Here is a 24,477-nt window from a genome sequence, read left to right on the forward strand (position 1 = left end):
CTCCCGCCGCCGCTATGGCCACGCTGCATTGGGCTTTCTTTTTTCCTTTTCTTTTGAAAATACTTTTTAAGGGAAGGGATAAAAGAAGCAGTTAACACATTCTTTAACCCTTAAAAACCATTAAAAATGGACTTAAACAATGCAAACGGCGCACACGTTCAGAACGGAACCGCCACGGAAACAATCAACAAGGCCGCAACAAACGGAGCGGCCAAACTGGCAACCGGCAATACTGCCAAACAGGAAACCATCAGTGGCAAAGCAGGGGCAGAAAAGCCCAAAGCTGAAGAGCCTAAAAAGGAGGAACCAAAAGCCGGAGCAGAACAGCCAAAAACCGAAATTACACCCGCAAAAACCGAACTGAGTTTGGAAGGCAAACTGAAAGTGGTGGACGACCTGCACCGCAGGAGCATCCAGCGACTCAACCTGATCTCCCGCAGAAAGCAACTGGAGGCGTTTGAAGTGGCACTGGCCCAGGAAAACGACGAGCTTGAAGACAACCCGTACCAGGGGTGCAAGCTGATCATCAGGGACGACAAGAACAGGGAGTTCGTTACGACCACCCCGGGCCTGATACGCCTGGTATCGCAGTTCATCTTTGACGCCTGCACCGAAAAGCTGGCCGAAATCGAAGCCGCTATCATTTTTCCAAGCGTCTAATTTTCGATAAATGCCCCGCCAGCAAAGGCGGGGCATTTGATATTCCACGGAAACGGGCATCGGGAACCAATTAGCCACCCTGTTTCCTTTTTTCGCCTCGCGTACAATTAAGAAAACGATTCTTTAACAATTTAAAAAAGTACGCCATGAACGCACCAACACAAACCATCGATGTCTACCAGATCATCACCAACCGCATTGTCGAACAGCTGGAACAGCAGGTTGTTCCCTGGAGAAAACCCTGGACGGAAGCCGGCCATCCTCAGAACCTGCTGACGAAACTCCCTTATCGGGGCATCAACACCTGGATGCTAGCCTCCCTCGGATACGCCCAAAACTACTTCCTTACGATGAAACAGGTGAACGCCGTAGGAGGAAGCGTAAGGAAGGGAGAAAAGGGACACCTCTTAGTATTTTGGAAGAAGCTTCCCGAAGAGCAACCTAAAGACGGTCAGGAGGAGCAACGACCCAAATCCGTGCTTCGCTATTACTATGTCTTCAACATCGCCCAGTGCGACCATTTGCCCGAAGTGTTTTCTATTCCCTACCCCGTGCATTCCATTTCCCAGATCGGGGCTTGCGAGGAAATTATAGAGCGAATGCCAAACTGTCCCGTGATTAAGCACGGCAAAAATGCGGCGTACTATGATCCGACAAAGGATTATATCAATATGCCCAAGCAGGGTTCGTTTGCCACTTCCGAAAGCTATTACTGCACGCTCTTTCACGAACTCATTCACTGTACAGGACACCAATCTAGGCTTAACAGAAAGGAGATCGCTGAGACGAACAAATATGGTTCCGAGAAGTATGGCATTGAAGAGCTGACGGCTGAAATAGGGGCTTGTTATCTCAATTCTATTGCCGGTATCGTTAACAAAGAGTTTGACAATAGCGTTGCATACATTAAGGGGTGGATTGACCTATTAAACAATGACAAACGAGTGATTGTGTATGCAAGTGGCCAAGCGCAGAAAGCGACGGACTATATCTTGAATATTCAGCCGTATCAAAAGGCGGAGGAAAGCTTTGCCGAGCAAGAAACAGAGACCCAGTAATGGGTCTTTTTTATATCTATATCAAACTTTGGAGATTAATTAATATAGAATAATTTACCCAATCAAGCCTTGTTAAACGAGTTAATAAAACTATTATATATAAAATTTGAAGTCTCTATGCTTTTTCCATGATAATTTATAACTACGTCGTCATAACCCGTTAACTCCTTTTTCTCTATTGAACTAATTTCGTTAATTGCAAAATCTAACCGGTTAATCCTTCCATGCGTAAGTCGTTTTTTAAGTTCCTCTATATTTTCAGGTAAAATATAAACACTGTAAATAGAGTTCGGCAATAATTTCTGTACTTCTGCTAATCTTTGAATAGGAAAATCTAGAAGCGGATATTTACCATTAGCTAAGCATTCAAAAATTGAATTTTTGGGTGTTGCATATAGAAAGCCATATATTTTATTCATAATCAAGATATCACCTGCTGAAATCAACTTTTTTAATTCAACGGTTGACATATAATTTTTTTCGACTTCTCCAGGTCGTAAAGGTCGGTTGGTATAAGGTTTAATATAAACAAATTTGTGGTCAATTCCCAATAAATTTTTAATAATAGTCGATTTGCCAACCCCTGAAACACCTAGAAGCAATAGAAATTTCATAGCTATTAATTTAATTTTATTGAATTTAAACCGACCTTCATTTTAGTTACATTTTTTAAAATCTCATTTTTCCAGTCCATAGATTTTTCATCGTTTGAATATAAAATACCACGTGAGGAGTTTACTAATAATCCGTATCCCTGTGTATTTATTAACGAGTTCAAACCAGTAATTCCTTTTCCCTGCGCGCCGTATCCAGCATAAAATATAGTCATAGAGTCAGGTATAACCGTTCTTATATATGCAAACTGTTTTACATCATTTAATGATAAAACAGGTATGCAGTTGGGTAGATCTCGCCATTTTTCGACAAGAATTTTTAGAATAAATTGCCATAATTTTTCTCCACTGGTCAATTTTAAATCTTGTATTACTGCTGCACCAGGATTGCTAGTCCTAACCAATACAAGGAACAGTTTTTCAGGATATTTTTTAAAACAATCAAATATCTCATTGCCCATATATGGATTAACAACAATTGCATCAGCGCCTATGTTCGAAAATAAATTTTTTGTATAGGCAGATAAGGTATGTTCGACGTCGCCTATTTTACAATCAATAATTATAATTTTTTTTGGACATTCGCTTTTAATAAATAAAACAATTCGTTTAAGAAGAATTAATCCAAAATCAAACTCATCAAAAAAGGCTTTCTGAATTTTATATGCGCAACAATGGTCTGCTGTAACTTCAATTACTGTTTTTAAAAAGTCAAATATTCTGTCTTCAAGCTTTTCATATTTGTTTATTGAGATAGGAATTAGAGAAATGATGGGATCTAAACCAACGCATACTAAAGTATTAAGCCTGATCATTTCTTGATTTAAGTATTCGTTGACTTGCATAAATAATTTATAAAAAAAGTTTATGACCTAAACGATCTTGTTTAGCCAAAAGATGTTTTTTAGTATGCTCTGTTGGTGTAATAATAACCGAAACATTATCTATTATGTAGCCATTGTCATTAAAGGCTGTAATTTTTTCAGGGTTATTTGTTGCCAAATTAATTCGTGTTCCTTCTGGAATATTAAAAAATTTTAGAATTGCAATCGCACCGGCATAAGTTCTAATATCTATTGTAGAAGTTGTGTCGTCAATAGATATTGTAATAGGCTTTTCAATTTGGGCAACTATTTCCGCCGCCGTTACAGTGTCAAGACCGAATCCATCCTGTAATGCTAAAGTTGTCAATTTAGCGGCAATCCCTTTGCCGCGACCATCTTGGTTTGGAATACATACTATTATACCTTCACCTTTTTTGTTAAGCATCTTCATTGCCTCTTCTAATTGTTGGTTACATTCACAAGTATTATCATGGAATCGTTGGCCGGTTTCGCATCCAGAATCAATTCTCAAAAGCAAGTTATCATTATCAACAAAAACAGGTAAGTCTTCATTACTTAGAGAAGATGCCTTAACCAAAGCAATATATTTCTCCCATTCATCGTCTACAATAAAAGCATATACATAAAACTTGCCATGATCATTTACGATAGGTCCCAATCCTTGCCTTTTCACAACAAAGGATTTTGCTTCACCTTTAACATTAACTTGAAATATTTTTTTTACAGGATTAATACTTCTTTTAACGAAAGCAATTATTGTGTTTGCTCTCTCTTCTGAAAGATTAAGTTTTGAAAAAAAATTTAGAACTTTATCCATTTTATCCCCCTACTTTTGATTTGCGTTTTGAAAAGTGTCCCTGCCTTAACCTAAAAGCTAAACGACCGTCAACATGCCGCATCGGAACTCCTATTACTTCATTACAATTAGAGCATATAAGATTGGGCATGTCCTTCGGTTCTCGGATCGCAGCATCATTCTGTAACATTTCATAATTTGATGGAGCAAATATTCTATTCAGATAGCATCTTAGAAGATTACCATCTCCATCTTTTTGATAAAGAAGAAGCACTTGCCTACAATTAACACAAATGACATCCAAAAACCTTGCTTTTCCACCTCTTGCTTTCCTATATTTGTCTTTTTTTGTTTCTAACATCTTTTTGATTTTTACTAATAAAAAAAACCGGATTTAATAGCCTTAAAATCTACTAAACCCGGTTAATTAATAATTTAATTTGCACTTGCATCTTACATAATAATGCGTATATTCGTGCAAAAAAGCGGGTTCAGTCGATAATAAAGACTGGATCATTTTATTTATTTTACTATTATACATGAGGGTACTGAGATTGGCGTCGATGGACCCTTATGTTTTTTTATTGCATTTTGAAATTTCTATTTTAAGTGATAAATCTTCTATATCTATAATTATTATTATATAAAAAAACCGAGAGAACTTTTATTTTCCCTCGGTTTTTTCTGTCTCTATATTTAATTTTATAGCTGCATATTATACCGAGGGATATACCCGATATGCATCCCCTACGTGGGTGTTGAAAATAACTGTTGCTGATAATATCATTTCAGTTGTAAATATACTACACATTTTTTTTAATAACCAACAAAATATTTTTATTTTAATATTTTGTTAATAACTATTCGAAACAGGGTTAAAAGGTATTCACTCCACCTTACACACACATAAAACAACGCCAAAGTTTCATCAATATCGCTATAAGCTTTTCAAGCACATAGCGGATTCGACCTGCTATTTCCGCTATCGCGGGCAGACTTTTTCATTGTTTTTGTGGTGTGAGCAGTGTCGTTCATCAAAGCTTTCTTTGTCTTTGCATACGCTTTACTTTTGTTCAGCATATGCCAGCCAACCGCTTTGGTGTCTGGCTCGCCTGCTCTCTCGCAAAAGGCTTCACAAAGCATGTCGCGTTTGATATGCCCAACATTTCCGACCCGCTGGTCAAACCCAGACACGCCTTGCTCGTGTATAACATACTATGCAACCGCTGCGCTTCCCTTGCATAGACCTTTTGCTCAGCTCGCACCAACTCCGCTTCGCTGCGTTGGTTCGGACGGCTCGCATATCAAATGTTTATTAAGATAGAACCCATATTATAGGGCAGTACTTTTGCGCCGACCGGCAAAGAGATTACCGTTGCCCGTTAGGAAAATATCAATTTAATAGTCGGGTGTTGTTTAAATAATATTTAATTTTTACATTGCTTCCTGATTAAACAATGTATTGAAAGGCAATCCATTATAATCTACTTATCACACATCATGAAAAAAACCCTACTCACGCTATGCATAGCTATAGCTAGTTATACTTCCTTGTTTGCTCAATGGAGCACGGGAACTGATATTCATAACACCAATACAGGCAACGTAGGTATTGGCACAACAAGTTATAGCTCCCTTCTTACCATTGGTTCTTCCTCAACCAGGGGAACGGTAAATATTGTTGGAAGTACTGCTGACATACCTGCTATTAGCCTATCAGATTCGCAAACCGGCGGACATCAGTACACTTTTTATAACGGAACAGGTGACCTTAGCATATATGATCAGACGGCCGGAGCTTATCGGTTTCATATCAATTCTTCAGGTAATATTGGTATCGGCACGACGGGACCATTATCAAAACTTTCCGTTGGGGGTGCAGGTAATAGCAGAGCCGCTATTTATGGTTTAGCTGATGGTTCAGCAGGTGTTTACGATATTGGTGGAAATTTTACTGGAACTACTTACGGAGTAGTTGCGACTACGACTTCCGGCATTTCTATTTACGGTGAAGCCACTACCGGAAATGGTGGATACTTTACTTCTTCTTCTGGGCATGGATTAATTGTCGCAAATGGCAATGTCGGTATCGGCACCACAAGCCCCGTTGCAAATCTTGACATAGTGCAAACAGGCTCTGATAACAATCTAAGTCTTAGTAGTAGCGGACAATACACGACGATCAGTTTCAAACAAAGCGGAACATTAAAAAGTCAAATATATACCGATAACACTAATAGTACCTTTAACATTCAAAGCGCCAGCGGCCTCCCTATTGCGTTGCAACCTATCGAAGGTAACGTCGGCATAGGCACAACCATGCCCGACGAAAAACTCTCTGTCCTCGGCAATATCCACGCTAATGAAGTAAAGGTTGATCTAAGCGTTCCCGGCCCTGACTATGTTTTTGAATCCGATTACAAGCTACCCGACTTAAGCGAACTCAAAACCTATGTGGACAAGAATCATCACTTGCCAGAAATTCCATCAGCTAAAGAATTGGAAAAGGATGGGATCAGTCTGGGTGATATGAATATGAAGTTATTAAAGAAGGTGGAGGAGTTGACGTTGTTTCTTATAGAGAAAGATGAGCAAGTAGAGGAACAGAAAAAAAATAATCAGTCCCAACAACAGCAGATTAATGAGCTTAGGCAACAGTTAACCACAATCTTAAATAAAATTAATAAATGAAAAGGACATTCTTAACTCTGGCTGTTATCGCAATAGCACATTTTTCTTATGCTCAATGGAATGGCGGTCCGACAGGGCCTATTTATTATAACGGGGGTAATGTTGGCATAGGTACAACAAGTCCAAATTCTAAACTTACGGTAGATGTAAATTTAGGTAATATTGGCACTGGTCTCGAGATAAATAATAGTGCCACTAATAATACCGCTGGTCGTGGCTCACAACTTCTTTTCACTGGCTCCGGTAATGCAAATCTCGCCAATATATTGGTCGGTACAGCTACCGCTTCAAACAATACAGGCTACTTAGCTCTTCAGACAAGCAATGCAGGTACACTCTCGACATCAATGTTTCTTGATAAGAGTGGTAATGTCGGCATAGGGACGACCAGTCTCGCAAGCCAACTGGAAGTCTTTTCGGGATCAAACATCCCGACCGTTCATGCCAAGAACACACTGGCCTCGGGATTCTCAGGTACTTTGCTTTACGGACAGTCGGTTCAGGGAAACTCCACCGCTTACGACCTAATGGGGCTGTATAATAATTCGAGCACCCTCCAGTATCAGGTTAGAGGTGACGGTCAGGTATATATGGCTGGCAACGTCGGCATTGGCGTAACTGCTCCTCAGGCAAAACTCAATCTTATCTCAGCAAACGACTTTACTGTCAATGACATCTTATTTACTATTGATGGAATAGGCCAACGACGAAATGGTATTAGCAATCAGTATTCCTCTTATGCGGGGGGTGTGAATAACAACAAAATGTCATTCCTTGTCAGTGACGCTGGTATTACCAGTCAAACAACAGTTATGACGTTGCAAGGCGATGGCAATGTTGGTATCGGCACCATTTCCCCCGACGAAAAGCTAACCGTAAACGGCATCATCCATTCAACCGAAGTAAAAGTTACAAATAGTGTACCTACGCCTGACTATGTTTTCGAGCCTGATTACAAGCTAGAAGATCTGAGCGAAATCAAAGCATATGTAGATAAAAACCATCACTTGCCTGAAATTCCTTCAGCGGATCAAATGGAAAAAGAAGGCATTAGCCTGGGTGATATGAATATGAAACTGCTTAAGAAAGTGGAAGAATTAACCTTATATGTAATAGACCAGAACAAACAACTTCAGGGTCAGCAGAAAGTCAATCAATCGCTGCAAAAGCAGATCAACCGCCTTAACAATCGACTAAAGACCTCAAATTAATCGAAGGATAATCTCCCCCAAAACAATGCTTATGTATAAACGAATTATTTACCTACTGTTTTATAGTATTTTAAGCAGTTCGGTACACGCTCAGAGCATTGTACAGGTTAACCATGCCACCGGAACTGCTGGGCTAAACATTCCGTTATTTAACGTACAAAATGGCGGGGTGTCCGTGCCGGTTAGCATGAGCTACAGCGCCACGGGCGTAAAAGTAAAAGACATCGAGGGCAATGCCGGGATGAACTGGCAGTTAAGTGCCGGTGGAAGGATTACCCGCCAGGTAAGGGGGCTGCCTGATGATTGTTCAAAAAACATGAGCAGTCAACCCCGATTAGGATGGCTATACAATTCCAACGGTTCGGCAATTAACAGCTTTACTATTTTAAATAACAACGGCGCTACCTGCGTGGATACCACTGACCTTAACTATATCAACGCGAATTTTTCGGGCTTGACAGATACCGAGCCGGATATGTTTTATGTAAACGCGCCGGGATTAAGCTGCCAACTGGTTTTTGACAATTCACATGCTATACAGGTTATTCCCTACCGCGATTATAAAGTGAACTATACTACAGGAACAGACAGCAGCATCACCTCATTTACCATAACCAATGACAAAGGGATACGGTACATGTTTGCGGATACAGAAAGAACCATCCGTACAACACATACCGCAAGTCCTGGGACCATAACTTTCTTTAAACAGGATTATGATCAATATTGGGGTGCTGTAGGCGGAGTGATTCCCGATCACGGTATAAAATATACCAGTACCTGGAACCTGACCCAAATAAGCGATCCTAACGGCAACGCAATCGATCTGACCTATAACTCAGGATCTGACGACCCGGCCCTCAGTCATGGGGAGTACATCTATTCCGTAGATACGGTGAACGTGTATGTGGGAGCTGCTTCCAATACGTTTACCAAACTCCATCAGTATGAGATACGTACACGCACGTTGCCGCATTACGTTACAAATATCGATTATAGCAATGTTAACGCGTCACATGCCGCATTAAGCTTTGTTTTCGGTACTGGATATAGTGGCATGCCGTTGGTAACATCTGTAAGCGGCTATGGCAAAACCGTCACCTTTTCGTATACAGGGGCCGATAAAAAGTTCTATTTAAAAGGTTTCAGCTCCGCCTCGGGGCAATGCATTGACCCCAATAGTTACCAATTCGACTATATCAATTTAGGCAAGAACCACGGAGCCGATTCGGTGGCCAATCCATATACCACCGGTATACCCGATTCAGCCTCCAGGCAGGTGGATTACTGGGGCTATTACAATGCCAGCGGGGCAACCAGCCTGGTGCCGCAGATGTATGTAAACCCATCCAATTCGGCCTATGAGCGGTATAGACCTATTACACCTACCAACCAGACTGCCAGTTACCCCTATCTCTTAACCGGCACCAGCAGGAGTGCCGATACAACAACGGTACTTTATGGCACTTTAAATAAGGTCACCTATGCCGAAGGGGGCACCACCACCATAGCATACGAATCAAGTGATTTTTATGATAGTACGGCGGGCGTTGTTGTTCAGGGCGGCGGCATAAGGGTAAAGCAGATAACGGATTATGACGCGATGACTACCGCCAATAATATGGTCAGGCATTATTCGTATATCGATCCCGGTACAAGCGCATCGAGCGGTAAACCTATTACCATGCCGCAATTTGCTTTCACTACGCCCTATACAGGTTCGGGGACAACACTGGATAAATGGAACTACTCTACCGTGCGGTCAGAAAATAATTTGTCGCCGGAGGATAATACGATTGTGTACACCTATGTGAAAGAAACCCGGTACGGCGCGGGTAGCACTGCCTACCAGTTTTTGCAGCCCGCAACCAACTGGGATGCCAGCGCGGCACCAGACTGGGCGCCAACCCTTACCTATATAGGCAGGCCGGGCTGTGTTGTCGATGGGTTTATGACCAATGACAAGAACACCTATCCTTTTCCACCAAACACCAATTTTGATTTTGAACGAGGTTTGTTAAGCAAGGTTACCAGCTATGCCGATAATGGCAACGAAGTAAGCGAAGCAGCTTATAGCTATGCAAGAAGCAGCTCGCCGACCGTAATAACCGGGTTTAAGTTTGATACTAACGGCACTACGGTAGGGTATGCAAAATATACCGTGTTTGCCAATACCAGTGAGTTGGATACGATGGTTGTGAAAAAGGTGTATGATTCGCAATCACAGACCTACGCGCAGCAATCGACAGAGAATTATTACTATGGCGGTACTTACCACAATCTGTCCCGGCAAAAAACAACCAACAGCAACGGTATTGTCTATAATAATTATATAAAATACACCAAAGATTATACGGTGTCCACCGGCACAGACTCGACAACAAATGCCATTTATCATTTACAACAGTTAAATATTAATACGCCCGTAGAGACCTATTCTACAGTTACCCAAAGCGGCACTACACTTACTACAGCCGCCAGTTTGATAAAGTTTAAAACGGTGGATCCTACCGGGGTTGCTTATTTGTACCTGCCTGTACAAAAACTAAACTTTGTATCGGTAAACGGCACCAGTAGTTTTACACCGGCAACCATATCAGGAGGAGGGGTGTTTACTTACGATAGTAATTATATACCGGTAGAAAACGACTTGCTATATGATTTTGCGGGCTATCCTTTAAGTGTGGATGATAATAACCGGCACGTGCAAACCGTAATTACCGATCACTCGAGCAATGCGCCTGTCGCAAGTATCAGCAATGCCCGTGCCGATGAGATAGCCTATAATGACTTTAACAGCCAAACCGCCCCGGTTAATTTTACCAAAACGGGGTATACCTACTCGCCCAACGCCCGCACCGGGCAGTTCTCGCTTTCGTTGCCGGCATCAACGGCTATGACACACGCACTGACTAAAAATGCACAGGCGGGTAAATATATTTTTTCTATCTGGGTGTTTTCGGCTTCAGCGGGTACCGTTACCGTTTCGCTGACCGAAGGCACGCACACCAATACCGATACCATCAGCTATGCGGGGAACAGCAAATGGAGCTATCATGAAAAAAAGTTATCTCTTGCAAGTTTATCGTCGGGCATTACCGCGAGCTTTCAAAGCAGTACGGATATACTGATAGATGATATATTTCTGTACCCTGATGTCGCCGAAGTTTCTGCCACGGCTTATGATCCTGCCACTTACCAAAAAACGGCTGCAACCAATACCAACGGCGTATCTAATTATTTTACCTATGATATGTTTAACCGGCCATTGTTGACGTATGACCAGGATATGAACATCCTGAGCAAGAAAAGTTATTATAGCAATTCAAGCCTTTATCCGGGTTTAAGTAGCTTAGCAGTGGGTAATACGGGCAATTATGTAAATACCCCTATCGCTTTCTTTGTACAGGGTTTGCCGGATTGCCTGAAGGACCAGGTTACGGCGGTATGGAATTTTGGCGATGGGTCGCCAACTGTCACGGGCACCAACCCATCGCATACCTATACCAGTACCGGATCGAAAACGGTGAGTGTTGCTTTAGCATCTATATTCTTTTCGTCACAGACCCCTACAAAAAGCATAACTATTGGGTCACCGCCGTCCGGTGTGGCTATTAACTATTCGAACCTGTTGAGTGACCCTAACCGGGGCAAGGTAAGCAGCATAACTTTTAGTGGTACAGGCGGCTATCACGTTACCTTTACCGAAGCGCAGCTCATTGCCGGGCAAACCATTCCACAGGATAACTATACCGTAACCTTTACCGTATCTACGGCACATAGTTTTACGCCTTTATGGAACAGCCTCAATTTTAATAACGGTACCGATATTGGATGCTGGTCGCGAAGTTCGGGAACGAGTGGGACAATGCCAGCCAATTTATCAAGTTCAACATATCTGAATCTAACGCTGGATACAGCAGTTTGTAGCTATTAAATCAGCCGGGACATGAAAGCAACACTCAAACATATTGGACTGTCAGTTTTACTGAGCCTATTTGGTCGGGAGCTAAAAGCACAAACCATTGGTTTTGTAGAAGAAAATATAGTAAAAGTAAGCGGCGTCACTACCGATAGCGCGGTGATGCAGTTGGGTATCAGCAAGCGGCAAACTACACGCTATTTTATTGATGGACTGGGGCGCACCATACAGGCGGTAGGGTTAAAAAGCGGCACCAACAACAATATGGATATCATTCAGCCCATTGTATATGATACGCTGGGCAGGCAGATAAAAAGTTACCTGCCGTATGTAGGTAGCGACAGTAGCGGCACGTACCGGTCAGGAGCCGTAAGCAGCCAGGCCACGTATTACAATACTACTGCCGATAAGGTGGCGCACGATTCGTCGGCATATAGCCAGCAGGTGTTTGATAATAGCCCCTTGCAGCGGGTGCTACGGGCGGGAGATATAGGAAAGGGGTTCCAACCGGTAAGCGGGCAGCATTATAAAACTATCGTTTACCGCCCCAATACCATAGCCGACAGCGTAGCTAAGAGTTTCCCGGACGGCAGTTTCTCGGGGTATTATACCGCCAATGCACTCTCGGTTACCGACGGCACAGACGAGGATGGCAGCGAAACATTAGTATTTAAGGACCTGATGGGCAGGGTGGTGCTTAAAAAGCAATGGGTAAGCGGCACAACCTATAACAGTACCTACTACATCTATAACAACGCCGGGACCATTAGTTACGTGGTGCCGCCTAAGGCCTGGAATTTGATAAAAGCTCATGGGTACACCATTACCACGGCGGTAATAGCCAGGCTCATTTTTAAGTATGTGTATGATTACCGTGGGCGGCTGATAGAAAAGACCGTGCCCGGGGCAGCAGTGATGTATATTGTTTATGATCCGCTTAACCGCCCGGTACTGCTGCAGGATGCTACGCTAAAGGCGGGCAACAAATGGAACTATATTAAATATGATGCAAAGGGCAGGGCCATAAGCCAGGGTATTTATACCGATACCACGCCTGCCGATACCAGCCGCGCGGGAATGCAAAGCTATGTTGACGGGTTGAGCGGCAGCTACAGCACCGCCTGGTACGAGAGCCGCAGCGGCACGGTAACCAATAACGGGTACTATACCAATAGTATATTCCCAACGAGTAATATTGCGCCATTAGCTTATTCTTACTTTGATGATTACGACCTAGATCAGAACGGCAGCGCCGATTATAGCTATAGCAATCAAAGTTTGAGTGGCGAGGCTGTCCCTACCAATTTAACCAGGGGCATGATGACTATGGTAGCCAAGCGCACGGTAGGTTCGGGATTGAGTGATATATGGCTGCTGAACGTAGTGTTTTATGATAAACGCGGCAATACCATCCAGCAAAAAAGCAATAACCAGTTAAACTATACCAACCAAACCACAGTTACCGATACCAAAACCAACGTGCCCGACTTTACGGGCAAGCCGACTATAACCAAGGTAACCAAAGTAAGCATCGGGCCAGCCACCAATACCATATTGAGCGCTATTACTTACGATAGCCACAATGCCAAGGTAAAGTATATTGACCAGACTTATAACGCCCAAACAGCCATCCGTGTAGCCACCTACCAGTATAACGAGCCGGGTCAGCTAATTAAAAAGGACCTGGGGCTGGTGAATACAGCAAGCATACCGGCAACGGTAACATTAACTACCGGCAACAGCGTGGCATCGGGCCAAACCAGTAATATTATGGCCAGTAAAAGCATACTGATTACGCCGGATTTTGTGGCAGCCAGCGGCTCCACCTTTACGGCGAAGATAGCTACCAACTATTTGCAGGATATAGATTATAGGTACACCATACGGGGACAGGTGCAAACCATTAACAACAGCAAACTGGCGGATGACGGCGGGGTGACCAGCGATGAGGTGAACGACCTGTTCGGGATGGAGTATTTATATAATCAAACTGACAGCAACTTAGGTAACACGGCATCCTATAGCGGACGCATAAGTGCGGTAAAATGGATGAGTAGGGACAATAGCGGAAATAAAACCAACGAGCGCAGCTATAGCTATGCCTATGATAATATGGATCGGATAACAGCATCTACCTATGCCGAAAGGACAGCAGCTAGCACAAGTAGTTTTAACCTGAACACCAATGGTTTTAATGAGGATGGCATCACCTATGATGAGAACGGAAATATATTAACTTTACAAAGAAATTCGTCAACTGTAGGAACAACAACGCACATCAAAGTGGATAGTCTGAACTATACATATGATACCAATAACCCTAACCGGTTAATCAACGTTACCGATGGCAGTGGAAGTAATTTTACAAGCTACGGGTTCCGTAACCTGACGGGCAGTACCGGCAATTACAGCTACGATAACGAGGGTAACCTGACTGCTGATCCTTATAAGGGCCTATTGCTAAAATACAATGTATTGAACCGCACAGACAGCATTAAAGTTACTACAGCAACCAACCGCTTTATTACCTACACCTATGATGCCACGGGCATAGTGCTTGAAAAGAAGCAATACGATAACAATACCCTGCAAACCACAACAGATTATGTGGACGGATTTGTTTATGTAAACGGAACGCTAAGCTACACCCCTATGCCTGAAGGCAGGGTGATGAACATAAGCGGAACGCTAACACCGGAATATGTAATAACCGACCAGCAGGGCAACGCAAGGTTCAGCTTTCAGAATGATGGTAGCGGGAGAGCCAAAATAATACAGGAAAACAGCTACTACGCCTTTGGTTTGGTAATGGCGAATAGTCCGGTGAGTATGCCAAGTGTGCCTAACAAGCGTTTATACAACGGCGGCAGTGAATGGCAGAATAATTATGGTAACCTACCTGACTACTTTGAGACGCTTTACAGGAACTATGACCAGTCTTTAGGCAGGTTTATTGGGATTGACCCGCAGGCGGATGGAGCAGAATCATTAACAACGTATAATTATTCAAACAATAACCCTGTATCTTTTAATGATCCTATGGGGAATTACTACAGGGCGATGGCTCCGCCCGTACAGGATGATCGTGGCGGCGGCGGCGGTGCCAGTTCATTTATGAATGCAATACTTGCCGGTAATGCGCAAGATCAGGCAGAGATAGATTCTTGGAATTTAGAAACTGCCGTGAGATCTGGTGACCCACTAGCCATTGCGCAATACACGGCTCAAAACGGCGGAGTTACTTATACAGTTGGTTCCCAAAGCACTAACGGTTTGTCTTATTTTTATAATTTAAGTGGAAACTTAGAAAGGGTTATGGCTAATGGTTCAAATTATACTTCCTATCAACAAGAAGAGGTTTATTATAAGGATCAGTATCGAACATTGGTTGATTATAAATTATTAAATTCAGTTACAGATCTTACTTTAACAGAAGTAGCCAATCAGGGGGGATTTGTGGGGGGAGACACCTGGAATTCTTCCTCGAATATACTAACTGGGATTGGCTTCGCAGGTGGAGCTGCATCGTTCAAATTAGGCTCGGATTTAAAAAGGCAATATGATATAGCATCCGCAGCATATGAAGGGTGGCATAGTCCTCAACCTTCTATTTTATTAAAGACCGCTGTGGGTAGTTTTGGTGCCGATGCCAAAATTGTTAAAGGGTTATCTAGCACATTAGAGGTTGGGGGAAAGGTTTTAGGTGGAATCGGAGTTGGGATTACAGTCGCAGAAATATGGACAGGCAATAAAAAATTAGTAGGAGAAGGTGGGTTGGATTTGATAATGGGCGGAGTTGGATTTATTCCTGTTTACGGCTGGGCTATATCCGGCACTTATTTTTTAGGAAAAGCAGCGTTACAAGCTACAGGTAACGATTTTTGGAACCATTAATATAAAGGCATGATTTGGTATTACTATTTGAATTATAAAATTTATAAATATTATAAATTGAAAAGGGATAACACCCCTGTATTTTATGCATTTTTAGTAACTGTAGTTTTATTTTATTTAAACTTATTTACGCTGGTAGCTGGAGTATCGTTTATTTGGAAAGATTTAAAAAAACTAGGTACAGCATTTAATGTAATTACTGTAATGTGTGTTTTGGCATTACTAAATTATCTAATCTTATATAAAGGAAAAAAATACGAAGATATTTTTAATGAATTTGAGATAGACAGCTTAGGCTACAAAGACTGGGATTTCTCAATAAAAATATATATAATAGTTTCTATAACTTTATGTCTAATAGCATTGATTATTGCGGATAGAATTAATCAAGGAAAGCTAACTATTTAGCTGATTATGGCGTAGCCAATCAGGGATGTCCAACTTGCCTAATTCCTTCAACAGTCGGACATAACTGGATGGATAATTTTGTGGTAGTGTATCAAAATAGTTGTTATTTTATAAACATCTGAAAATCAATACCAATTTTCAAAAGGCAAACAATAAAAGCAGAAAAGCGGGTGGTATTAAGATACCATCCGCTTTGTTTTTGTAGCTTAGGGATAACCTAACTGCCTGAACCTTTATGTCGTGTATCAAAATAGTTGTTATTTCAAATTGCCCGTATTGCCAGGGTGTAACCATTAAGTTTGGCAAGGCCGGCATCGGGCAACGTTATCGTTGCAAAATCTGTAAAAGCATTTCTTTAGATACTTATATTAATAAGGCTTGCCATCCTTCAATCAGCAAAAGCATTATTAATCATGTAAAGGAAGGATGTGGAATACGGAGTATTGCAAGGCTATTGAATATTTCGGCCAATACGGTACTCACCCGAATTAAAAATATCGCTGATAAAATCAAAAAGCCAATCATATCAATAGGTAAAACATACGAAGTGGATGAGTTAAAGACCTATATTAAAAACAAGGGCCGCGATTATTGGGTGATCTACGCTTTGGACAAGCATACAGGACAAGTAGTTGATTTGAAAGTGGGCAAGCGCACAAGGGCAAACCTGCAACGGGTTACCGATACCCTTCTGCTGGCAAAATGCAAACAAATATATACAGACGGGTTAGCCATTTACGGGCAGGTCATTCCTGCTGCTATACACACCGTAAAGCGTTACGGAACCAACCGGATAGAACGCAAAAACCTTAGCCTACGCACCCACCTGAAACGGTTAAATCGAAAGACGATATGCTACTCCAAAAACCTACGCATGCTTGAGGCTTGTTTGAAGATCTATTTCTGGTACAACAGGCAACCTATGCAGACATCTGTTTAACAATGCTAATTGCTTGTAGATCATCAAAAAAGTTCGACTTTTCGCCGCTTCCCTCTACGGGAGTTGCGTACGCCGTCTGATAGAGATTTCTTTTCTCTTTGTTTTTGCCAAAAAAAACGGGTAGCTTTTTCATAATACATTTTACCAAGAACCGGGCATCTTACAAAGGTTTGCCTTGTCAAACACCGGCTTCACCCTTTCTTTGCCCCATATCCTATTACCGGCGCGTTTTGGATTTTCCAAATAATAGTTGTTCCTTTTGATAAAATAGCGGTCTATAGCGCTTTTACATTCGTCTACAGATTCATAGTCGCTATTGTGGATGACAGACTTTGCCAAACCCGAGAACACAGATTCGATCACGTTTAAATATTGGGACGACGATGGCAAGGGAGCCAACGCGACCAATGGAGTGTGGTTTACATTTCTATAATCATCGGAGTTGACGCACTCCACATGGGCAACCAGCTTTTTGGATGAATGCCAGCTTGCGGCATCCCACGAAAGATAGATTTTGTCCTGGTCTTTATATTGTAATGATAAAATGTCAAGCAATTTGATCATCTCTGCCGTGTTTTTTGTAAGGGAGTAAAAATGCGTAATTTGATTTGTAGAGAGTTCCAACGCGCAGGTACAAATAAACCAACCCCTGCTTTTGTATATCTCTTTGAACATAGGGCGTTCCGCAGGCATGGACAATACATTCCCGCCCTTGGGTCTTATCGCACACGGTCCATATTCGTCTATTGAGAAAAATTTTTCCTTTTCACCCAACGTTTCGAGTATTCGCTGGATTTCAGCAAACTTTTGCTTGTACAGGGGATCCGGACTGGACAAGCTTACTTTTGATTTTTTAAATCTCAATCCCCTCCTCTTAAAGTAGACGGATATACGCGATTCAGATATGGGTATTCCATATTCCCTGGTAAATACTACTTTGAGGTCTTTAAACATCCATGTGGGGCTATCTATCCCATAATTTTTAGGGGACTGTTGTACCAAATGAACCAGGTTATCTATTTTATCTTTGATTTGTTTGTCTTGACCATGACGCAAAGGCCGTTCTCGTGCCAAACCATCCAGCCCCTTTGTTTTAAACAACTCTATCCATTTTAAGATAGAAGTATGAGAACACTCTACTTTCTTACCGATCTCTGTAAGGGGTTTATTGTTGGCAGCGGCATCCAGGATTACGGCAATTTTCCAGTGTCTATGATCATCGGATTTACGCCATGTTTTTAAAGTTGCTAAATCTTCTTTTGTTAAATAAACCTGATACTTACTTATTCCGGATAAGGTTTCATTACTTCTGATCCATTCATTGTAGTATTTGAGAAAGGTATGGTAATTATACCCGTGTGGCTCAATGACATGATACTTTTCAAATAGGTATTTTGCCGTTATTCTGCGAGGAATTTCATCTGCCATGAGACTTGGAAACAGTGAAATGGCGATCTCCCGTTTAAAGTTGTAAACTTCCTTTTGTTTGATAGTAGGGTAAAAGTCAAAATCATGTATTTTACCGGGATGGTCTCTTTCAATTTTCCTAAACATGTGGACGTAAGCCATAACTGTGTTTACCGCGACACCCACTTCCTTTGCAGCATTGCTCCTGTTGATTGGTCCAGCTATATATAGCTTTCGAATGTGATCTATCTTCTCTTTAGGAATTCTTGTCGTGCTTCGGAAAAGAGTCATTTATAATTTTAAACTAACAGGATTTCTTTAAACTTATATAAGGAGCTAAATGACTTATTGCTTTAAATCCTTTGATACGGGTTATCTCATTTAAAACATGGTTGTAGAAGACTTCTGCATAAAAGTCACCTAAATTGTAAAGTAATATCTCAAAATCGCCCTCATGCCTGGTGTCAACATGTTTACTTTGCCAAACATAGTCAGCTTGATGGTCAATGTCTAATCCTATAAACTGGTAAAGGGTCACTGTTATGTTATCTCAAAACTATTTAATAAGGCTGTCTTAACCGTTAGCATGTCGCTTTCCAGCATCTTATAAATATCGTCATATTGAGAGCACAAATCAAATACGCCTTCATGGTACTTGCCTAATAGCATATTCTTATCCACTTCGTTAGCCTTTTTAAACTGGTCAGCAATATCTAGAAGGTTTAAATATAGCGCATGGGATTTCGTATTGGCCGCGATTAGCTTATTGTGCGATAAAGAAATATTAAAGTATAAACTAATCAAGTTATGTTTCCAATTCTCAGCGTTTAGTTTGTCCATGTAAGCATCAAGCTTCTTAATTTCTTTGTTAAAAAACTCAACACTTGCCCCACTCCTTGCCTTATTGCGGTCTTTCCAATGCTCAATGCTCTTTCTAAGCACAGCCATTGTCTCACCTGTTACAAAATAAAAGTGTTCCGCTACTTCAATTTGCTTATCACGGTATTGCTTACTGAGTTCAAGCTTCGACTTTCTTTTGTCTCCTACATAGGCGAACAGTCCCGTTAAAACCTGGGTTAGTATCGCGCCCGATAAGGCCGAAAAGGCGCTTATTTCAATCAGTGTTGCGTTGTCTGTCATCGAATTCTTGTTCTCCCAAATATACTGACAAAAAAGAGAAATTGCTAATGTTTTTAGCGCTGGGTCTTGCCTCTGGCGAAGAGGCGGCAAGATAGCATCGCTCTGTTTTTATGGCTTAGGGATAACCGAACTGGTTGCATCTTTATGCTTTGTATCAAAACTGTTGTTACTATAAGTTGCCATATGCCGACTTCCATTAGCACTTGCAGATCATCCAAAAAGTTCGACACTTGGGCACTTCCTCTAAATATTTTACCGGCACTTTTTCCGACGGCTAGTAGCAAATCTTGCACGCCCTGTATCCCATTTTTATAGCCTGGGCTTTTGTCACTTTGCTTATGCCGTGACTGCATCGGGCTAAGCCCCTGCACAGGTGGGAATGGTAGGCATATGATGCCCTGCTGTTGCAGACCAATACATATTCTATCCTCGGCTTGCGTGACTGTGCAACAGCGGCATTGTTTGTGGTCGCAACAGTTGCAAGCAGGAAAAGCGCGAGAGCAATACGCTTCATATTATTGGCGACTGGCTGGCCGACTCCCACTCGATGCTTTCCGAGATGATGTTTTTCACCGTCTTTTCCTCGACCCCCTGCTTCTTCGCGATCTCCTCGAGGAGCCTGATTTGCCCCCGTTGGTACCGCAAAAATGTGGGAATGGCAAAGATTAGGCGGGTAATGAATATGAGAACCAGAATGACGGCTATCAGCACTAGGAAATAGATGATAAGGGCACTTTGAAAATCGTTCATGATAATGAGTTTTTGGTTACCCTAAGATACGGCTTATTTTGACAATTCCAAACATAGCGGGCTTGCATTCAGTCGCTTATAAAAGTTCGCCAATAAAACAACCAGCAAAAAGAAACAAAGCTATCCGGCTTGCCCGTGCCACACCGAAGCCCCGCCGTGTAGTGGCGATTTCTTTTCCCCTTTTTGTTTTTTTGAAATAATTAAGTCATTGACAGGCAGGTAATAACTTGTTTTTTTGACAGATACTATTTAGCTTTATGCAGCCTTTTAACATCGAGTTTTAACCCTAAACCCATTTCGCATGGCTACAGCAAACACCGTACACAACCACTCGTACCAGCACTTCGAGGACTTGCAGATGTCCGCCGAGGAGTTCTATGCGATGCTGGAGAAAATGATAAAGGAATACGAATATCCAGACATCACCCTTTCCCGAAGAAAGCTGAAGGAGGGGGGCCTGCTCTCCTCCAACCGGATATACCTGTGCATCAGCCGGGAGTACCTGAACTACTATGTCTGCGCCGCGCCCTATGGCAGGAGCTTCTACATCAGCTGGTGGCTTCAGGAAGACGCGCATACCGCATCGAACGTTGCGGAGAAGGTGCCGCTCATCGGCAAGGCAATAGCGCAGCGAATGGAAGACAAGACGTATTACCAGCTCGATACCGAGCTGATGTTCATCCAAAGCATCAGCTCGATTGTGAGGAAGGCAGTTGAAAAGGTCAAAGCCGACCATGGCTTCCGCAAGCCGGAAATCGCCAACTAATCCCCGTGAAAGAATCGGTTGCACAGGCGCTGACGCGCCAATTTTATGAATGGGAAAACATCGGGAGAGGCTGGCACAAGGCGGCGTTTGCAGTAGACCTTGAGCCGCCATTTGTTCCGTTTTTCGGGCATTTCATTGGCGGAGAAATCATTGACGACGGCAAGAGCCCGACATGGCTTAGCAGCCTCTTTAATCCGCCCAAGCCGACCAACCCGAATACGCACAAGGAAACCATAGAGGCATATCCATTCAGTGATACGTCGCTGTTAAGCGCGTTCAGCATCACGCTTCCCAGGCATTTCAAGCACAACAGGGAACGCATCGAGCAGGTGCTTATCATGCTCTCGTACCGCAAGAGCCCGATAAGCTTCGAGATAATCGGCTCGGCGGATATCATCAGCTTACAATTTGTGTGCAGGGAACCCGATGCCGAGTTCTTGCAAACCCAATTGCAGGCATTTTTCCCCGAATGCGGCGTTGTGTCATTGGGTTTTGAAAACGATGCGCTGCTGGTGGCGTTGCAAAATGAATTGGCACTTTATACTGTCGATTTTGGCTTGTCGGAGGAGTTTATGCGACCCCTTGCCATGTACCCCAATGGCGATAATGACCCTTATACGGCAGTCTTTGGCGTGCTTTCCCGGCTGCGGGAGGACGAGCATGTAGTGTTGCAAATCCTCTTTTCGGGCACTCATAATGCCTGGGCTGAAAGCATCATGACCGCCGTGTGCGACGATAGCGGAAAACAATCATTTTTTCTTGATGCCCCTGAAATGCCCCAACTGGCGAAGGAAAAGACAGCGCACCCCCTGTATGGCGTTTCCATCAGAACTGCGACTCTTGCTGAAACGGTCCAGCAAGCCGCCGTGCTTTTGCAGCATGTCAGTACCGCCCTAGTTCATGCTTCCAACGGAAGCAACTCGCTCATGCCGCTTGCCAACGCCCAGTATACAGTCGATGAACGCCTGCACGATATTGTGTGGCGTGAGTCGCACCGCGTTGGCATGCTCCTCAACAGCCGCGAACTTGCGACATTTGTGCACTTTCCGAGCGCGACGCTTTCCAAGAAATTGCTTGGTGTCAACAAAATGACAAAGCGGGCTCCCGATTTCCTTATTGACGAGCCTTATTGCCTGGGCATCAACGGGCATCAGGGGATCGAAGAGCATGTCGGCATTGATACCGTCCAGCGCCTGCGGCACGCGCATGTCATTGGAGCCACCGGCACCGGCAAATCCACGCTGTTGCACAGCCTTATTATGCAGGACATACACGGTGGCGGCGGACTGTGCGTCATTGACCCGCACGGGGATTTGGTCGAAGCAATCCTTGCCAACGTTCCCGAAAAGAGAATACATGACGTAGTGCTGATTGACCCGTCGGACAGCGTGTATCCCGTGGGCTTCAATATACTTTCCGCGCATTCCGACCTTGAAAAGGAACTGCTTGCCTCTGATTTGGTCGCACTGTTCAGGCGCTTCAGCACCTCGTGGGGCGACCAGATGAACAGCGTGTTTGCCAATGCCATAAGCGCATTTGTGTATAACAGCAAGGGCGGACATTTGGGCGACCTGCGGAAGTTCCTCATTGAGCAGCCGTTCCGAAACCAGTTCCTCGCCACCTGTACCGACCCCGACATCGTGTACTACTGGCAGAAGGAATACCCATTATTAAAAAGCTCCTCGCTCGGATCGATACTTACCCGGCTCGATAGCTTCTTACGCCCGAAGGTTATCCGCAACATGGTCTGCCAGGGGCGGAGCCTGGACTTTCAGGAGTTAATGGACGGCAAAAAGATCGTACTGGTCAAGCTTTCTCAAGGCTTGCTGGGCGAGGAGAACAGCCATCTGTTGGGCGCGTTCATTGTTGCCAAATTGCAGCAGACCGCAATGGCAAGACAAGCCCAAGATGCGCAACAGCGAGTGCCGTTCTTTTGCTATATAGACGAGTTTCAGCACTTCGTAACGCCCTCAATGGCTTCCATCCTGTCGGGCGCAAGGAAATACTCGCTAGGCTTAATTTTGGCGCACCAGGACATGCAGCAAGTTGCACGGGTGGACGCTGACATTGCCAGCAGCGTACTGGCAAATGCGGGGACGCGCGTCTGCTTTAGGCTGGGCGATACCGATGCCAAGCGCATGCAGGAGGGGCTGAGCGCATTCACGGTGGAGGATTTGCAGACCCTTTCCACCGGAGAAGCTGTTGCACGGGTCAATACGAGGGATCAGGATTTCAATATCTTGGTATTGCCATATGAAGGGGGCGAACAGCAGGAATGGAGGGAAGCAATTGTTACCCATAGTCGCGCCACCTATGCCGTTCCCATTGCACCACCCGCGCAGTCCGAGCCAGCCCGAGACCCTATTGCGCCGGAACCGAAAGTGTCACCTTCGCCAATTACCGAACCGCTGCCTATTATTGGCAAGCCGCTGCAAAAGGAACTCACGGAACACCGGTATCTGCAAATGTTCATCAAGAAGCAGGCGGAAGCATACGGCTACAGGTCAGGCATAGAGGTGCCAACCCCTGACGGCAAGGGCGTGGTCGACATACTGCTTGAAAAAGACGGCACAAAAATCGCCATTGAAATATCCGTTACCACTACCGCCGCATGGGAACTTCACAATATCCAAAAATGCCTTGCTGCCGGTTATGCGACGGTTGCCGTCTGTGCCACCAGCCCCTCGAAGATAGCGCAGATACAATCGATTGCGCAAAACAGCCTAACGGGCGAAGAGCTAGCGAGGGTGCATGTCATCGCGCCGGACAACATTCATACTCTGTTTGCTAAGAACGAGCCGAAAAAGGAAAAGGACTCCACAATGAAGGGCTACCGCGTGAAGGTGCGGTATGAGCAGTCCGGGGGCAACAGCAAGAACGAGATTATCCAGCGGATCATGAACGAGCCTAAGCCCGGGTAAGCGGCGCAAGGGACCACCCGCCGTATCTTGAATTAACGGGGTGTTTTCAAGCGGTAAAATCGAACAGGTCGCCTACCGTAACCCCAAGCGCGCCGCAAATCTTTTTGAGCATTAGCACGGTCACGTTGGTGTTGCCAGCCTCTATCCTTCGCATGTTCGTCTTCTCGATGTCGCACCGATAGCTGAGTTCGACTTGGGTAATGCCCCTCTCCTTGCGCAGCCCCACTATGCGGGCACCCAATCCCTTCAAAAAATCTTCATCGGCTTTTTCCCGCGCTTTCATGCGGGGAATTTCATACAAATTTGCCGACAAACGGTTATCATATATGATAACTTTCCGTATCTTAGTGCTTATAACTAAAACAAAGTCACATGAAAACAAACAAAATTTACTCGTTGCTTGCCATGGTTTGCCTGGCTGCTCTTTCCCTCAACTCATGCAAGAAGTCGGACT

General features: G+C 43.6%; 18 protein-coding genes. 10 read left to right on the plus strand and 8 right to left on the minus strand.

Annotation, left to right across the window (positions count from 1 at the left end):
- Positions 1-126: 126 nt before the first annotated feature.
- The gene (locus ABI367_RS11375) at positions 127-660 is read left to right on the plus strand and encodes a hypothetical protein (protein ID WP_462230143.1); all 534 of its coding nucleotides are present in this window, start codon (positions 127-129) and stop codon (positions 658-660) included.
- A gap of 146 nt (positions 661-806) precedes the next feature.
- Positions 807-1,718, plus strand: a complete 912-nt coding sequence (locus ABI367_RS11380) for an ArdC family protein (RefSeq protein ID WP_462230146.1) — start codon at positions 807-809, stop codon at positions 1,716-1,718.
- A 62-nt stretch (positions 1,719-1,780) separates the two neighbouring features.
- Here the strand turns inward: ABI367_RS11380 and ABI367_RS11385 are convergent, their stop codons facing one another.
- From ABI367_RS11385 to ABI367_RS11400, 4 genes are read right to left on the minus strand one after another with little or no spacing between them, the layout of a single operon-like run.
- Positions 1,781-2,332 carry a hypothetical protein gene (locus tag ABI367_RS11385; protein ID WP_462230148.1) on the minus strand — a complete coding sequence of 184 codons (552 nt, stop codon included), beginning with the start codon at positions 2,330-2,332 and terminating at the stop codon, positions 1,781-1,783.
- A gap of 5 nt (positions 2,333-2,337) precedes the next feature.
- Positions 2,338-3,147, minus strand: a complete 810-nt coding sequence (pyrF, locus tag ABI367_RS11390) for an orotidine-5'-phosphate decarboxylase (protein ID WP_462230150.1) — start codon at positions 3,145-3,147, stop codon at positions 2,338-2,340.
- Between the two features lie 37 nt (positions 3,148-3,184).
- Positions 3,185-3,994 (minus strand): GTP cyclohydrolase II, encoded by an 810-nt coding sequence (locus ABI367_RS11395; protein ID WP_462230152.1) that lies wholly within the window; start codon positions 3,992-3,994, stop codon positions 3,185-3,187.
- A gap of 1 nt (position 3,995) precedes the next feature.
- Positions 3,996-4,334, minus strand: coding sequence for a hypothetical protein (locus ABI367_RS11400; RefSeq protein ID WP_462230154.1), 339 nt, complete (start codon positions 4,332-4,334; stop codon positions 3,996-3,998).
- Positions 4,335-5,473: 1,139 nt separating this feature from the next.
- Between ABI367_RS11400 and ABI367_RS11405 the strand changes: the two genes are divergently transcribed.
- From ABI367_RS11405 to ABI367_RS11430, 6 genes are all read left to right on the plus strand, one after another.
- Positions 5,474-6,664, plus strand: a complete 1,191-nt coding sequence (locus ABI367_RS11405; protein ID WP_462230156.1) for a hypothetical protein — start codon at positions 5,474-5,476, stop codon at positions 6,662-6,664.
- Positions 6,661-7,875 (plus strand): hypothetical protein, encoded by a 1,215-nt coding sequence (locus ABI367_RS11410; RefSeq protein ID WP_462230158.1) that lies wholly within the window; start codon positions 6,661-6,663, stop codon positions 7,873-7,875. Before ABI367_RS11405 ends, ABI367_RS11410 begins: the two co-directional genes overlap by 4 nt.
- A 31-nt stretch (positions 7,876-7,906) precedes the next feature.
- Positions 7,907-11,812: a PKD domain-containing protein gene (locus ABI367_RS11415; RefSeq protein WP_462230160.1), complete on the plus strand. Its 3,906-nt coding sequence runs from the start codon at positions 7,907-7,909 to the stop codon at positions 11,810-11,812.
- A 12-nt stretch (positions 11,813-11,824) separates the two neighbouring features.
- A complete protein-coding gene (locus ABI367_RS11420) occupies positions 11,825-15,691 on the plus strand; it encodes a DUF6443 domain-containing protein (protein ID WP_462230162.1) in 3,867 nt (1,288 codons plus the stop codon).
- A gap of 57 nt (positions 15,692-15,748) precedes the next feature.
- Complete coding sequence (locus ABI367_RS11425) at positions 15,749-16,099, plus strand: hypothetical protein (RefSeq protein ID WP_462230164.1); 351 nt, start codon at positions 15,749-15,751, stop codon at positions 16,097-16,099.
- A 235-nt stretch (positions 16,100-16,334) separates the two neighbouring features.
- Positions 16,335-17,039: an IS1 family transposase gene (locus ABI367_RS11430; protein WP_462230166.1), complete on the plus strand. Its 705-nt coding sequence runs from the start codon at positions 16,335-16,337 to the stop codon at positions 17,037-17,039.
- A gap of 141 nt (positions 17,040-17,180) precedes the next feature.
- On the opposite strand, the gene ABI367_RS11435 is transcribed toward ABI367_RS11430, so the two are convergent.
- The 3 genes from ABI367_RS11435 to ABI367_RS11445 form a co-directional block, all read right to left on the minus strand.
- A complete protein-coding gene (locus tag ABI367_RS11435) occupies positions 17,181-18,737 on the minus strand; it encodes an IS630 family transposase (protein ID WP_462230168.1) in 1,557 nt (518 codons plus the stop codon).
- Positions 18,738-18,986: 249 nt separating this feature from the next.
- Positions 18,987-19,586, minus strand: coding sequence for a hypothetical protein (locus ABI367_RS11440; RefSeq protein WP_462230170.1), 600 nt, complete (start codon positions 19,584-19,586; stop codon positions 18,987-18,989).
- Between the two features lie 510 nt (positions 19,587-20,096).
- Positions 20,097-20,336, minus strand: coding sequence for a hypothetical protein (locus ABI367_RS11445; protein WP_462230172.1), 240 nt, complete (start codon positions 20,334-20,336; stop codon positions 20,097-20,099).
- A gap of 301 nt (positions 20,337-20,637) precedes the next feature.
- Between ABI367_RS11445 and ABI367_RS11450 the strand changes: the two genes are divergently transcribed.
- A complete protein-coding gene (locus tag ABI367_RS11450) occupies positions 20,638-21,102 on the plus strand; it encodes a hypothetical protein (protein ID WP_462230174.1) in 465 nt (154 codons plus the stop codon).
- Between the two features lie 5 nt (positions 21,103-21,107).
- Complete coding sequence (locus tag ABI367_RS11455; RefSeq protein WP_462230176.1) at positions 21,108-24,023, plus strand: type IV secretory system conjugative DNA transfer family protein; 2,916 nt, start codon at positions 21,108-21,110, stop codon at positions 24,021-24,023.
- A 46-nt stretch (positions 24,024-24,069) separates the two neighbouring features.
- Here the strand turns inward: ABI367_RS11455 and ABI367_RS11460 are convergent, their stop codons facing one another.
- Complete coding sequence (locus ABI367_RS11460) at positions 24,070-24,306, minus strand: helix-turn-helix domain-containing protein (protein ID WP_462230178.1); 237 nt, start codon at positions 24,304-24,306, stop codon at positions 24,070-24,072.
- Positions 24,307-24,477: the final 171 nt, after the last annotated feature.

The organism is Mucilaginibacter sp. (assembly GCF_039935595.1).
Classification (GTDB): Bacteria; Bacteroidota; Bacteroidia; order Sphingobacteriales; family Sphingobacteriaceae; genus Mucilaginibacter.

Coding starts and splice junctions, on each gene's coding strand:
- ABI367_RS11375 (WP_462230143.1), top strand. CDS start 127: ATGGACTTAAACAATGCAAACGGCGCACACGTTCAGAACGGAACCGCC.
- ABI367_RS11380 (WP_462230146.1), top strand. CDS start 807: ATGAACGCACCAACACAAACCATCGATGTCTACCAGATCATCACCAAC.
- ABI367_RS11385 (WP_462230148.1), bottom strand. CDS start 2,332: ATGAAATTTCTATTGCTTCTAGGTGTTTCAGGGGTTGGCAAATCGACT.
- pyrF (WP_462230150.1), bottom strand. CDS start 3,147: ATGATCAGGCTTAATACTTTAGTATGCGTTGGTTTAGATCCCATCATT.
- ABI367_RS11395 (WP_462230152.1), bottom strand. CDS start 3,994: ATGGATAAAGTTCTAAATTTTTTTTCAAAACTTAATCTTTCAGAAGAG.
- ABI367_RS11400 (WP_462230154.1), bottom strand. CDS start 4,334: ATGTTAGAAACAAAAAAAGACAAATATAGGAAAGCAAGAGGTGGAAAA.
- ABI367_RS11405 (WP_462230156.1), top strand. CDS start 5,474: ATGAAAAAAACCCTACTCACGCTATGCATAGCTATAGCTAGTTATACT.
- ABI367_RS11410 (WP_462230158.1), top strand. CDS start 6,661: ATGAAAAGGACATTCTTAACTCTGGCTGTTATCGCAATAGCACATTTT.
- ABI367_RS11415 (WP_462230160.1), top strand. CDS start 7,907: ATGTATAAACGAATTATTTACCTACTGTTTTATAGTATTTTAAGCAGT.
- ABI367_RS11420 (WP_462230162.1), top strand. CDS start 11,825: ATGAAAGCAACACTCAAACATATTGGACTGTCAGTTTTACTGAGCCTA.
- ABI367_RS11430 (WP_462230166.1), top strand. CDS start 16,335: ATGTCGTGTATCAAAATAGTTGTTATTTCAAATTGCCCGTATTGCCAG.
- ABI367_RS11435 (WP_462230168.1), bottom strand. CDS start 18,737: ATGACTCTTTTCCGAAGCACGACAAGAATTCCTAAAGAGAAGATAGAT.
- ABI367_RS11440 (WP_462230170.1), bottom strand. CDS start 19,586: ATGACAGACAACGCAACACTGATTGAAATAAGCGCCTTTTCGGCCTTA.
- ABI367_RS11445 (WP_462230172.1), bottom strand. CDS start 20,336: ATGAACGATTTTCAAAGTGCCCTTATCATCTATTTCCTAGTGCTGATA.
- ABI367_RS11450 (WP_462230174.1), top strand. CDS start 20,638: ATGGCTACAGCAAACACCGTACACAACCACTCGTACCAGCACTTCGAG.
- ABI367_RS11460 (WP_462230178.1), bottom strand. CDS start 24,306: ATGAAAGCGCGGGAAAAAGCCGATGAAGATTTTTTGAAGGGATTGGGT.